Raw genomic sequence first — 13,144 nt, 5'->3', positions numbered from 1 at the left:
AAAAAAGCCGAAGGCAAATGCGGTGAAGGCAAATGCGGCGGCGATGACAAAAAAGCCGAAGGCAAATGCGGTGAAGGCAAATGCGGCGGCGATGACAAAAAAGCCGAAGGCAAATGCGGCGAAGGTAAATGCGGCGGCCAATAACCGGATAAACTGAAATGAAGTTAAATAACATTTCAGGTGCCGGGATCGGCTTGAGACGGGGACTGGTGTCCCCGTTTCTCTCTCATGGGGACTTATCACCTGTTCGGTTTATGGAAGTAGCTCCGGAAAACTGGATGACTGTTGGTGGAAAAGCCGGCCGTATTTTCAGGCAGTTTGCTGAGCGATTTCCCATGGTGCTCCATGGATTGTCATTGTCCATTGGTGGTCCGGATGAGTTGAACATTGCTTTTGTTAAGGCAGTGAAAAAATTCAAAGACGAAATCAAGGCACCGATCTATTCTGAACATTTATCCTACTGTACAGATGGAGGTCAATTATACGACCTGATGCCCATCCCGTTCACCGAAGCAGCCGTCAACCATGTGGCTGACCGGATACAACAGGTGCAAGACATTCTGGGTGAACGCATGGCCATGGAAAATGTCTCGTATTACCTGCAACAACCTGGTGCAGAAATGAGTGAGATAGATTTCATTAACGAAGTCATCAAACGGGCAGACTGCCTGCTACACCTTGATGTCAATAATGTCTATGTGAACAGCATAAATCACCGGTATGATCCCCTTCAGTTTCTGGACCAATTACCAGTTGACCGGATCGCTTATATCCACATCGCTGGTCACTACAATGAGGCCGAGGACCTGATAGTCGACACCCATGGTGCCAACGTCATTGAACCGGTTTGGAACATACTTAAACACACCTACCGACAGCATGGCGTCTTCCCTACTTTGCTGGAACGGGACTTTAATTACCCGCCAGTGGCTGAATTAATCACCGAAGTCAGCAGAATTGAAGCCCTTCAACAACAATACGGTCAACAGGACCATGAACAGCAAGCCATCGTTTAAAGACCAACAGGTCGCATTTGCTGCGCACATCCGGAGTCCGGAAACAGTGGCCAAACCGGATGGAATCGAAGACCGTCGCATGGCGATTTACCGAGATTTGTTCATCAACAGCATTTCTGGATTACTCAGTGGCTCATTCCCCGTGATCAGAAGTTTATATGATGAGGCTGGGTGGATCAGATTGGTGCGCCAGTTTTTTCGCAAGGAACACAATAAGACCCCTCACTTTCCAGAAATCCCCAGAGAATTTGTGGATTTCCTCCAACATCAGCCAAGCGATCCTTTGAGGCCTTTTTTGTATGAGTTGGCTCACTATGAGTGGCTGGAATTGCATCTGGAGAAGCACCCCCTTGAAATCACCCGACGCGATGGACTAACCGAAGAATCGCTGCTTACTGCTCAACCGGTGATTTCACCATTGGTTCGCTTGCGCGCCTACCAATACCCGGTACACAAAATCAAACAGGACTTTCAGCCTGTAGAGGCGCTGGAACAGCCGGTGTTTCTCACTGTATGGAGAGATTTGAAAGAAGATGTCCATTTTGCTGAACTCAACCCTTTTTCAGCCTTATTGCTGGAACATTTAATCAACAATCAATCCATGTCTGGTCGTGAAATACTTGAAACACTGGCCTGCCAACATCAACATCCTGACAGCCAACAATTTGTTGGATTTGGCGCTCAGACAATGTTGCAATGGTATCAACAACACATCCTGACAGACATCACCCCAACCTAAAAGGAGGAATCCAATCATGTCATTTAACACTGCTCAAAACCTGTGGACCGCTCTCACCAGTCGCCTGAACTCAGTCGGCCAATGGGTTCCCCCATTTCTGATCCGGGCCATCTTGTTCTGGGAATTTTACGAAGCCGGAACACAAAAGCTCAATGGTGAAAACTGGTTTGCTGGAATTCAGGACAATTTTCCATGGCCTTTTCACATCATCCCTGCCGATGTGTCCTGGTTCATGGCTGCCTGGGGAGAATTTCTGTTTGCGATTTTATTGCTGCTGGGTCTGTTGACTCGATTTGCTGCGGTTTCCCTATTGGTCATCACCGCAGTGGCGACCGCTGCGGTTCACTGGCCGGAGAGCTACACTTCACTCAGCCAGTTGTGGGAAGGCTATGCCATTTCCAATAAAGGAGCCGGAAACTTCAAATTACCATTGTTGTTTGTGATTTTGCTGATGCCGCTGGTGTTTTCAGGACCAGGTAAATTCAGCCTGGATCATCTGCTGACCAAACTCACCAAAGGTGACACCACACACCCAATCACCAGTGACTTTATTGCGAAAGGTTTGGGACTGGTGGTATTGGGTCTGACACTGTTCTTCGTGATGCCAGCCGTTGGCTTGATACTGATGGGCCTGGGCGTGGCATTGGCTGTGGCAGACAGGTTTATCACACCTCAGGGTTAAACATTCATCAACGCAGTCAGAAAAGCCGTCATCTGACGGCTTTTTTATGCCAGAAATGACAACTTTCAATGCATTGTTAATTCAGTCACACAAAAGTCATGGAATTTAAGTAAAATGCGCTTCCTGTATATAAAAAGAGAGAAAATGAATGAAATCAATGATGATGTTGATGCTGTTATTGTTCTTGATGCCGGTACAGGCAGGAACACCAATCAGCGAATATGAAAACCTGCTGATCACCGAAGTGGTCGTGACCCCCACAGACGCTGAGATGATTGAAATTCACAACAAAGGTGGTGTCACATTGGATCTGACCGATGTATACCTGACCGATGCCACTTTTTCAAATGGCAATGTCTACTATTATCAAGTGGTATCCGGTGCCGGCGGTGGCGGTGATTTCAATGATTTTTTTGCCCGATTCCCCAACGGTGCCAGCATTGCACCTGGTGCATACCAAACCATTTCCATCAACGGTTCAGACAATTTTTTCAGCACTTATGGCGTCAACCCAACCTATGAATTGTTTGAAGATGGCGCGGGTGCTGATACCGTGGATGATATGGTGGAAGCCACCCCAGGTTCAATCGATGATGACCCAGGTGGAACAGTAGCAGGCGTCAGTGCCCTCAGCGGGGGCGAAGTCGCTGTGCTTTTTTACTGGGACGGAAACAGTGATCTGGTACAAGACATTGATTATGTGGTTTGGGGAGACAAGCGTGAAGCCGTTGACAAAACCGGTATCAGTATTGATGGGCCGGATGCCGATGCCATTACTTCTGTTTACCTGGATGATACCGTCATTGCCTCACAGGCAGTGATCAATGCCTCATCCCATGCCGGCGGCAACAGCTGGCAACGCGGCAACCTCAATGAAGGTAATGAAACCGGTTCCAACGGCAATGGTGTGAATGGTGATGACGAAACTTCTGAAGACCTCAATAACACTTTTTTTGAAGGCCTGCCAACTCCCAATGCAGCTGCCGGTGCGCCTCCGGCGCCTAATCTGATCATCAACGAAGTTGACGCAGTGAGCAGCGGTGGTGAGTTTGTGGAAATTTATGGCAGTGCCAACACCAGCGCCGATAACCTGTCACTGGTGTTTTATGATGGAGACACCGATCAGGTGTATCAGGTAATAGACCTGACTGGGTCCAGCACCGACAGCAATGGTTTTTTATTGGTGGGGAATACCGGCTTATCACCTGACGTCACCATCGCTGATGACAGCCTGCAGGACGGTGCCGATGCGGTGGCCCTGTACAACATCGATGCCAGTGCTTTCATTGTTGGCGATCCGGTGACTGTGAATGACATCATGGATGCCCTGGTATATGACTCCGGGCAAGCTGATGACGCTGGCTTACTGACCCTGATAAATCCCGGTCAGAGTCAAATTGATGAAGGTTCCAATGGCAATGCGGCCAATGAGTCCATGGCACGCTGTCCCAATGCTTCGGGAGGTTCTTTGAATACCTCTACTTATCAGGCCGTTGATCCCACACCTGGCGTATTAAACAGCCTGTGTCCATTGGGTGACTATTACGCCACTGCCGATGACACCAATGCCACTACGTTGCGTAATACGCTGCATGAAATCATTGATGATCACATTGTATTTCCATACAGCGCCGGCACCACCGATACCTGGGATGTGCTGTCTTTCGCTGATGAAGACCCCAATGACAGCAACCTGGTATGGATGATTTATAAAAATAACTCTTATACCTGGAAGGGTGGTGGCCAACAGGCTTACAACCGCGAACACACCTGGCCACAGTCTTATGGCTTCAGCTCGGGTTCTTTGGGTGATGACAATGCCGCCCGAACCGATGCCCACCATCTGATGTTATCTGATGTTACTTACAATGGTAACCGGGGCAACCTGTACTTTGATGACTGCAATGCCGGCTGTACAGAACTGACCACTGATGTTAATAATGGCGTGGGTGGCGGTTCCGGCACTTATCCCGGTAATTCTAATTGGTTTGATGGGGATTCTTTTGAAGTATGGAATTTCCGCAAGGGTGACATTGCCCGGGCCATGTTTTATATGGACCTGCGTTATGCTGGTGACGTGTCCGGAGAAGTCGATTTGCAACTGACTGACAACCCTGGAGACATTCAAACCGGACAGCCATTCATGGGACTGCTCTCGGTACTGATCGACTGGCACAACGGTGACCCAGTGGACAGCATTGAGCAAATACGAAATGAACGGGTTTACAGTTATCAGGGAAACCGCAACCCATTCATCGATCATCCCGAATGGGTGGAGTGTATCTTTGTTCAGGGTGGCGCCTGTACCACTGTCGGAGACGATCTGATCTTTGCCAGTGACTTTGATTGATCTGAGTTCACAATCAGCGGTTAAAACCCCTGCCAAGTCAGGGGTTTTTTTATGGCTTGTTTTTTAATACAAACAAGCACTGATGATAAATGACTAAGGAATTGACCCCAAAACCTGCTTCCACTACAATCTTTTGGATATTAAAAATACCAAGAGAGGAGCATGAAAAAATTAGCCATCTGGATATTCCTGACATGTCAGTTACTGACAATCAACCCAGCCAACGCAGCAGGTAAACTGCTTGTCAAAGCCGGGCAACCCCTGCCGCCATCTGTCGATGCAGAATTGCTGGTGGATTATGGTTCATTCCAATTGTTTGCCATCGACCCGGCCGACCGCAATCAAATAGCCAACAACCACAACTTTCAACTGGCTGACGAAATGAACAGCCTGTTATTCGATAGTTACCGCATCGATACCCAGGACGGCAACCACAAAGGGTTGTTCAATCAATACAGCGCTGCTGGTGATGGGTTACACCTCATTCAGTTTGTTGGTCCAATCAAACAAAACTGGCTTGACCTGGTTAAAAGCAATGGCGGGCAATTGATCCATTATGTTGCCAACAACGGCTACCTGGTATGGGCCAATGATGAAACCAGACAACAACTCGATCAAATGGCTGGTGCCAGAACGATGCTGCAATTCAGTGCGCCATACGTGCCGGCTTTAAAAACAGGTCAAACCATTGCTCAGCGCCTGCACAACAACCCGGCTTCAGATGAGGTTGTGGATGTGGCCGTTCAATTGGCCAACAGCCCAATGAATCAAAACAGCAAAGCATTGATTGAGTCTTTGGCCGTTCAATTGAATACACCATGGTCAGCGGTGATGAATTTTCACAGCATCCGAATCTCAGTTAAAGTCAGTGACATTGAACAAATCACTCAACTGGCAGATACCTACTGGGTGGGCGAATATTTTGAAAGAACCCTGGATGACGAAGTTCAAAACGTGATCCTGTCCGGTGATTTAACTCCTGACAACTCAGGTCCGGCCATGACTGGATACGCGACTTTCTTAGCCGGTCTCGGTTTTCCAGCATCAGCCAATTCCTACCCGGTGGTAGATGTCACCGATGATGGTATCGGCAACGGACAAACCAACACCCTGGATCAAACATTCCATGAAATTGGCAACATCAACAACCCATCAAGGATAATGTACAACGTAAACTGTACAGCTGGTAACAATTCCGCTGAAGGGGTTGGTGGTCATGGTCACCTGAACACCAACATCGTGGGTGGTTTTGAAGCCCGCACGGGTTTCCCCTACATCGACCCCAATGGATACATCCGTACCCAGGGAGTCAACCCATACACCCGGCTGGCCGGGCACCGCATTTTCGGTCCGGGTTTCAGCCTGACGCAATGTGGTGGCACCGACCAGGGTCTGATCCAGTCTGTACAAGACAATGGGGCCGATATCATGAGTAACTCATGGGGATGTTCAGGTTGTGCCAGTAGTTACGATGACTCCTCCCAGGCATTTGATGTGGGCACGCGTGATGCGGACCTGAGTCAGCCTGGCAATCAACAAATGATCATGCTGTTTGCGGCTGGCAACTCCGGCTCTACAGGGGGTACAGTTGGCACACCAGGTAACGGCAAAAACATGATCACAGTGGGAGCGTCTGAAAACCAACGCCCCAGCGATGAAGACGGCAACTGGATCGACGGATGTAACACCGGGCCGTCAGGTGCTGATAACGCCATGGATGTGATTGGCTTTTCGAGCCGTGGTCCTGCTCCAGGTGGACGGACCAAGCCTGAAGTCATCGCCCCAGGTACCCATATCCACGGCACTGCATCAACGAGCAGTAACTACAATGGAACAGGCGTCTGTGACCAGTTCCGTCCTGGTGGTCAGACGGTCATTGCGGCTTCCTCAGGCACCTCTCATTCAACGCCGGCGGTGGCTGGTGTGACCTCTCTGGCGTATTATTGGTTGCAAAACCCTCCGGCCAGCCTGGTGACTGATGTGACCGATCCAAGCCCGGCGATGATGAAGGCTTACCTCATCGCCCACCCAACATACCTCACCGGGGTATCGGCCAATGACACCTTACCCAGTAACTCACAGGGTTACGGCATGCCCAACATGGGACTGATGTTTGATGACACCAGCAAATATGCCATTGACCAGAGCACCATTTTGGATAACACTGGAGAGACTTTTCAATGGATCGGCTCTGCGGCAGATCCTGCTAAACCCGTCAGAATCGTGATGACTTACACCGACCAGGCTGGTGCCGTGGGTACCTCACCTCAGGTCAACAACCTGGACCTGACGGTGGAAACCGGCGGCTCTACGTACCTGGGGAATGAGTTCAACGGTCAGTTTTCAATCACCGGAGGCAGTGCAGATACAGCCAACAACTATGAAGCTGTTTTCCTGCCTGCAGGTACAGCGACCGATTTAACCATCACCATCACAGCGGCCAACATCGCCGGCGATGGCATCCCAAATTCCGGCGATGGCACTGATCAGGATTTTGCGCTGGTGTGTTACAACTGCGCGCAGGATCCAACATACACCTTGAGTGTGGTTGATCCGGCGGTCAACGTTTGTTCACCGGATGATGCCACCTTTGCTGTGAATGTGGGCTCAATCCTTGGCTACAACACCCCAGTCACGCTGACCACTCTTGGCTTGCCAGCCGGAGCGACTGACGGCTATTCAGTGAACCCGGTCACTCCGGGTAATGGTTCTGTGTTAACCCTCAGCAACCTGGGCGCTGTGGCTCCTGGAGATTATCAAATGTCCATCAATGGTGCTTCTGCAGGGGACAACAAAACCACAAACATCAGCATGTCATTATACGACGGGGTCCCCGCACAGGCAGGTCTGAGTGCACCGGCCAATGGAGCCACGGACGTACCAGGTAACGGCATCAGTTTTGACTGGGTGGATGCTGTGGGCGCACAAGAATACCTGTTTGAATTGTCAGACATGAGTGATTTCAGCAACATCATTGAGTCGCAAACAGTCACAAGTTCTGCTTATACATCTGCGCTTTCCCTCAATCCCAATGCCGACTATTACTGGCGTGTACAGTCTTCCAACACCTGTGGCAGCGGCTCGGTCAGTAATGAATTTTCATTCACCACAGCCAATGAGATTTGCGTTACACCCAATGCCAGTATTCCTGATAACAATTCAGCTGGTGTAGACGTCGATCTGAGTCTTGCAGATACCGATCTGGTCACCAACCTGATCGTCAAACTGGAAGTGCAGCATACTTGGGTAGGTGACCTGATTGCCACCCTGACTCATGTCAATTCAGGCACCACAGTAACCTTGATGGATCGACCAGGCAGCCCAGCTTCAACCAATGGGTGTTCAGCCAATGACATCGACGTAACCTTTGATGACTTCAATGGCACAGAGCCTGTAGAAGGGGTTTGTGGCACATCACCCGCCATCGGTGGCGTGTTGATACCTGAAGAGCCACTGTACGGCTTTGATGGAGTGGTAGCAGATGGTATATGGCGATTAAACATCAGTGATAATGTCGGCCAGGATACAGGCAACATCACCAGCGTTTGCTTGATTCCATCAACTGCCAATGATTTGATATTTGCTCATGGCTATGACAACTGAAGCTGATTTTCAATGACATGAAAGGGCAGGTACTGACCTGCCCTTTTTTATGCGCTGACCGTCAGTAAACGGTATTCATCGTGGGCACTGTGATCAGTCATGGCAGATAAGTGATCCTGCAACAAGCGGCAACGGTGATAACGCTCCCACAAGGCCTCATCATCCGTCAGTCCGGCCACACTGTGTTGGTAAGCCTTGATGATTTTTTGATCAATTCTATTGAGCAACAACGCTTCATAATTGAAGCCACTCTTTCGCCCCGCCACCAATGCAGCAAAGGCTTGGGCGCCCGGTTTCATCAACCGGCCATATAAATCCAGTAAGCCGGTAATGATGCGGTGACCCTGTAACTCCAGTGTCTGAACTTCGTGATGATTGAAGACGTGTCTGAAACCAACCTGCTTGAAGGTGTTCACAATGGCATGAGCCACACTGTCATCTTCCAGCAGAGCACGATTGTGTGAGCCCTGATAGACCTCCGGTAAGTGCCGGATGAATTGAGCCGCTGCATGATCCACCAGATGATGAATGAGGTTTATCCTCAGCTTGAGGAAAAACTCATGATTGTGGTTGATGGTGTCCCGCTGTCCAGCAGTCAGGGCCATATCCAACACTGCATTGAAGCTGTTTCGCTGGCCATTGAATGACAGGATGTTAACCGCTTCCGGATCACCACCACTGACCACAAATTGTTCTCCGAGCACCTTAACCAGGTGCTCCAGAGGCAAAATGCCCTTTTCTACCGCGTCCTCAAGGTCAGCCAAACAATAGGCAATGTCATCGGCGGCTTCCATCACATAGGCGAAAGGATGACGATGGCCAGCCACAGTGTTCAGCTGTTCGAGCATTTCCTCAACAAACGCCTGTTCTGAGAGGTAATACCCTGGTTTCTTTTGCACATAAGACAGTGGATGATTGGCCAGAGGTCGTGGCTCATAAGCAGGACGGGTATATTTCAGTATGCAGGCGGTCTGGGCATAGGTCAGGTTCATTTGCTGTAATGAAAAGGTCAGCCGGATCGCCTGAGCGTTGCCTTCAAAATGCCTGAGGTCACGGATCAACTGATGTTTCAAATCAGGGTTATCTTCACCGAGGTTGGCAAACAATTCATCCAAATGATCAGCAAACCATTCATTGATGGCGGTTTCGCCAAAATGACCAAATGGCGGGTTGCCTATGTCATGCATCAGACAGGCCATCTCTACCAGTGACTCCACCGCTGGTTGCAATTCATCCAAACCCAGTTGATGAGTTTGATTGCCCAACTTCTTGAACAGGGTTTTGACGATGTAACGACCATTTTGCTGGACTTCCAGCGAATGGGTCAGCCGCGAACGCACCGCCGCATTGCGTTCCAGTGGAAACACCTGGGTTTTTTGTTGCAACCGCCGTACCGATGCCGAATTGATGATCCGTCCACGATCCGATTCCAATGCATATTCAATGCGCTTGGGGTCAACCACGGTTTTCTGCTGACGGTCATAGGGTCGCTGAACGATCAGCTTGTTTTTAAAGTTGATGGGTGGTTTTGTCATGTGGCTCTGTGGCTTACTTGCCTTGTATTGAGTGTATTGGCATTCAATGTATTGTATTCATTCTTTCACGATTAATCATCGGTTAGACTATACTAAATGCTCACTTCATTGACAGGACTCTTTTGTGGCACTACTCATCATTATGCTGATGGCTTTGCATACGGATGCAGACAACTCATTGATCACATACCAACATCCCAATAATACCGCCATTGAATCACACGTGATGAAATTGTTGGAAAACGGCAAAATCGTTGTGAATAACCGGGCATTCAGCGAGTCTGAGCTAAGCATCAGATCAATTAAAAACATTGTGTATCCTGGTGACATGAGGCATGAACTGATTGTCGTCATGGCAGCCGGGTGCGGGGTTAAGTTCTCAGCTGAAGAATCGGCTGATGATGCGTTTACACTGTCATCTGTTGAAATCACCCTTGATCACTCAGGTGAAATCATTGATACCGGATATGAGTTATCACAGCCTCCTTGCAGCGAACTCCGACAAAACATGAGTAACCAACACATCACAACTGATCTGGAAGTTGTGTTTCATAATGAATTCATACCTTCACAGGCACCCATTGAACAAATCAGCAACCACATCAACCGACTGGCCAGAGGTGGTCAATTGATTTATGGAGGATTTCCATTGTCTGCCGATCACTTCGAACTGTTGTCAATCACATTCAATGAAATAATGGTCAAAGAATATCACGGCATCCGAATTCACCTGACCTTATTGTGCGATGTCAATAAGACCGATCCAGCCATCATTGCATCACCATTTAAAGTGATGTTTTTTCTGTATCCGAATGGTGAGATCTCAGAACTGTATGGTTATTTCAAAGGTGAGTTTGAAACCAGCTGCAGCCAATGAAACAGTGAGTGAAGCACCAGCAAAAAAAAGGGCCGCCCTTGGGCAGCCCTTTGATCTTACCTTGAACAGCCGTTTAACTGGCTTCTTTTCTCGCTTTGGCTGCCGCAATCACCTCTTCAGAGATGTTGTTTGGACACGCGCTGTAGTGCGAGAATTCCATTGAGAACTGACCACGACCAGATGTCATCGTACGCAATGAACCAATGTAGCCAAACATTTCTGACAACGGCACATCCGCTTTGATGCGAACAGCTGTGGCAGTTGGGTCCTGAGATTTAATCATGCCACGTCTTCTGTTCAGATCACCAATCACATCACCCACGTGATCGTCTGGTGTGAACACGTCAACTTTCATGATAGGCTCCATCAATTGTGGCGAACATTTCTTCACAGATTGACGATAAGCACCCTTGGCAGCTGCTTCAAACGCCATGGTGGATGAATCCACTGCATGGTACTGACCATCTTGCAAGGTGAATTTCAGGTCTTGCAGCGGGTACCCGGCCAATGGACCTTCTTCCAGCATGCTTTGGAAACCTTTCTCAATCGCCGCCCAGTATTCCTTAGGTACGTTACCACCGGTTACCGTCGATTCGAACTCATAACCTGAACCCACTTCACCTGGCTCAATGGTGTAATCAATCTTACCAAACTGACCGGAACCACCCGATTGTTTCTTATGGGTATATGAGTCAGTGATGGGCGCAGTGATGGACTCACGGTATGCAACCTGAGGCTGACCAACTTCCAATTCAACACCAAAAGTACGATGCAGGATGTCCACTTTGATGTCAAGATGCAATTCACCCATGCCTTTCAGAATGGTTTCACCTGAATCTTCATCTGTTTCCACCTGGAAAGATGGGTCTTCTGCAATCATTTTACCCAGCGCGTTGCCCATTTTTTCAGAAGCACCTTTGTCTTTAGGAGCCACAGCAATCGAGATCACAGGATCAGGGAAAATCATAGGCTCCAGGGTACAAGGATGTTTCACATCACACAGCGTGTGACCGGTTTGTACATTTTTCATACCAACCACAGCCAGGATATCACCAGCCTGCGCTGAATCCAGCTCATTGCGGTCATCAGCATGCATTTCCACCATACGACCGATTCGCTCGGTTTTACCAGTGGCGGCATTCAACACGGTATCACCTTTGTTGATTTTACCTGAGTAAACCCGGATAAAGGTCAAAGCACCAAAACGGTCATCCATGATTTTAAACGCCAGGGCGCGGAATGGCTCATCAATAGAAACAATGGCTTTCTCTCCTGTTGGCTCACCCGTTTCTTCATCTGTTAAATCCTGAGGATCAACTTCAACAGGGCTTGGCAGGTAATCCACAACCGCATCCAGAATCAATTGCATGCCTTTGTTTTTGAAAGCCGAACCACAGTAAGTCGGGAAAAATGCCAAGTCACGGGTACCTTTACGGATACATCGCTTGATGTCTTCCATTGACACTTCTTCGCCTTCCATGTAAGCCATCATCAGGTCATCATCCTGCTCTACGGCAGTTTCGATCAGTTGCTCGTGGTATTTTTCCACTTTATCAACCATGTCAGCAGGCACGTCCTGGATTTCATAATTCTCAGGTTGACCAGTGTCATCCCATACCCAGGCTTTCTTGCTCAATACATCTACCACACCAACGAAATCATCTTCGATACCAATGGGCAGTGTCATGACCAGAGGATTTGCGCCCAGGACTTTTTCTACCTGACCAACAACCCGGTAAAAATCAGCACCCATGCGGTCCAATTTATTGACAAAGATCAAACGGGCTACACCGGATTCGTTGGCATAACGCCAGTTGGTTTCTGATTGCGGCTCTACACCACCAGATCCACAAAACACACCCACACCACCATCAAGTACCTTCAGGGAACGGTATACTTCAACAGTGAAGTCTACGTGGCCCGGGGTATCAATGATGTTGAAACGGTGATCCTTCCAGAAACATGTAGTCGCCGCAGATTGAATGGTGATACCACGTTCTGCTTCCTGATCCATAAAGTCCATGGTTGACTCACCATCGTGAACCTCACCCAACTTGTGGATTTTACCGGTTAACTTAAGAATCCGCTCAGTGGTGGTGGTCTTACCCGCATCCACGTGAGCAAAGATACCAATATTTCTGTATTTTGCTAAATCTGTCATGACATTAATCTTGCGTTTTTATCACAGGGATAAAGTTAATAAACTGGTCTGTTATACGTTAAAGAGACCTTTGGCTAAGTGGCTGAAACCAATCAACATTCACTGCTTGAAATGATTCAACTCTTTAGACAAAAGTCTCTCTAAAACCTGACTAAACCTTAAAGTGCGCGCATCTTACTAT

General features: G+C 48.6%; 9 protein-coding genes. 7 read left to right on the top strand and 2 right to left on the bottom strand.

Features of this window, described 5'->3' with window-relative positions; genetic code table 11:
• From B0475_RS18105 to B0475_RS14355, 6 genes are all read left to right on the top strand, one after another.
• Window positions 1-144 (top strand): HvfA family oxazolone/thioamide-modified RiPP metallophore (locus tag B0475_RS18105; protein ID WP_456298903.1); only part of this gene is annotated, 144 nt, incomplete at its 5' end.
• Window positions 145-158: 14 nt separating this feature from the next.
• Window positions 159-1,016 carry an HvfB family MNIO-type RiPP peptide maturase gene (locus B0475_RS14375; protein WP_077412580.1) on the top strand — a complete coding sequence of 286 codons (858 nt, stop codon included), beginning with the start codon at window positions 159-161 and terminating at the stop codon, window positions 1,014-1,016.
• Window positions 994-1,755, top strand: coding sequence for an HvfC family RiPP maturation protein (locus B0475_RS14370; RefSeq protein WP_077412579.1), 762 nt, complete (start codon window positions 994-996; stop codon window positions 1,753-1,755). The genes B0475_RS14375 and B0475_RS14370 overlap by 23 nt, the downstream gene beginning before the upstream one ends.
• Before the next feature lie 16 nt (window positions 1,756-1,771).
• Entirely contained in the window at window positions 1,772-2,437 is a 666-nt protein-coding gene (locus B0475_RS14365; RefSeq protein WP_077412578.1) for an HvfX family Cu-binding RiPP maturation protein, read from the top strand.
• 148 nt (window positions 2,438-2,585) lie between these two features.
• Complete coding sequence (locus B0475_RS14360) at window positions 2,586-4,787, top strand: endonuclease (protein WP_077412577.1); 2,202 nt, start codon at window positions 2,586-2,588, stop codon at window positions 4,785-4,787.
• 162 nt (window positions 4,788-4,949) lie between these two features.
• Window positions 4,950-8,390, top strand: a complete 3,441-nt coding sequence (locus B0475_RS14355) for a S8 family serine peptidase (RefSeq protein WP_077412576.1) — start codon at window positions 4,950-4,952, stop codon at window positions 8,388-8,390.
• Between the two features lie 47 nt (window positions 8,391-8,437).
• Here B0475_RS14355 and dgt read toward each other — a convergent pair whose 3' ends face one another.
• Window positions 8,438-9,925, bottom strand: coding sequence for a dGTPase (dgt, locus tag B0475_RS14350; RefSeq protein ID WP_077412575.1), 1,488 nt, complete (start codon window positions 9,923-9,925; stop codon window positions 8,438-8,440).
• Between the two features lie 124 nt (window positions 9,926-10,049).
• Between dgt and B0475_RS14345 the strand changes: the two genes are divergently transcribed.
• Complete coding sequence (locus B0475_RS14345) at window positions 10,050-10,802, top strand: hypothetical protein (protein WP_157892986.1); 753 nt, start codon at window positions 10,050-10,052, stop codon at window positions 10,800-10,802.
• Between the two features lie 73 nt (window positions 10,803-10,875).
• Here B0475_RS14345 and fusA read toward each other — a convergent pair whose 3' ends face one another.
• A complete protein-coding gene (gene fusA / locus B0475_RS14340; protein WP_077412573.1) occupies window positions 10,876-12,963 on the bottom strand; it encodes an elongation factor G in 2,088 nt (695 codons plus the stop codon).
• Window positions 12,964-13,144: the final 181 nt, after the last annotated feature.

The sequence above is a fragment of the Marinicella sediminis genome (assembly GCF_002000055.1).
Taxonomy (GTDB): domain Bacteria; phylum Pseudomonadota; class Gammaproteobacteria; order Xanthomonadales; family Marinicellaceae; genus Marinicella; species Marinicella sediminis.
The sequence above is the reverse complement of the archived record's forward strand: the minus strand, read 5'-3'. Positions and strand labels throughout refer to the sequence as shown.

What these genes read in the sequence shown, in the direction of transcription:
- B0475_RS14375 (WP_077412580.1), top strand. Translation starts at nt 159, where the DNA reads ATGAAGTTAAATAACATTTCAGGTGCCGGGATCGGCTTGAGACGGGGA.
- B0475_RS14370 (WP_077412579.1), top strand. Translation starts at nt 994, where the DNA reads ATGAACAGCAAGCCATCGTTTAAAGACCAACAGGTCGCATTTGCTGCG.
- B0475_RS14365 (WP_077412578.1), top strand. Translation starts at nt 1,772, where the DNA reads ATGTCATTTAACACTGCTCAAAACCTGTGGACCGCTCTCACCAGTCGC.
- B0475_RS14360 (WP_077412577.1), top strand. Translation starts at nt 2,586, where the DNA reads ATGAAATCAATGATGATGTTGATGCTGTTATTGTTCTTGATGCCGGTA.
- B0475_RS14355 (WP_077412576.1), top strand. Translation starts at nt 4,950, where the DNA reads ATGAAAAAATTAGCCATCTGGATATTCCTGACATGTCAGTTACTGACA.
- dgt (WP_077412575.1), bottom strand. Translation starts at nt 9,925, where the DNA reads ATGACAAAACCACCCATCAACTTTAAAAACAAGCTGATCGTTCAGCGA.
- fusA (WP_077412573.1), bottom strand. Translation starts at nt 12,963, where the DNA reads ATGACAGATTTAGCAAAATACAGAAATATTGGTATCTTTGCTCACGTG.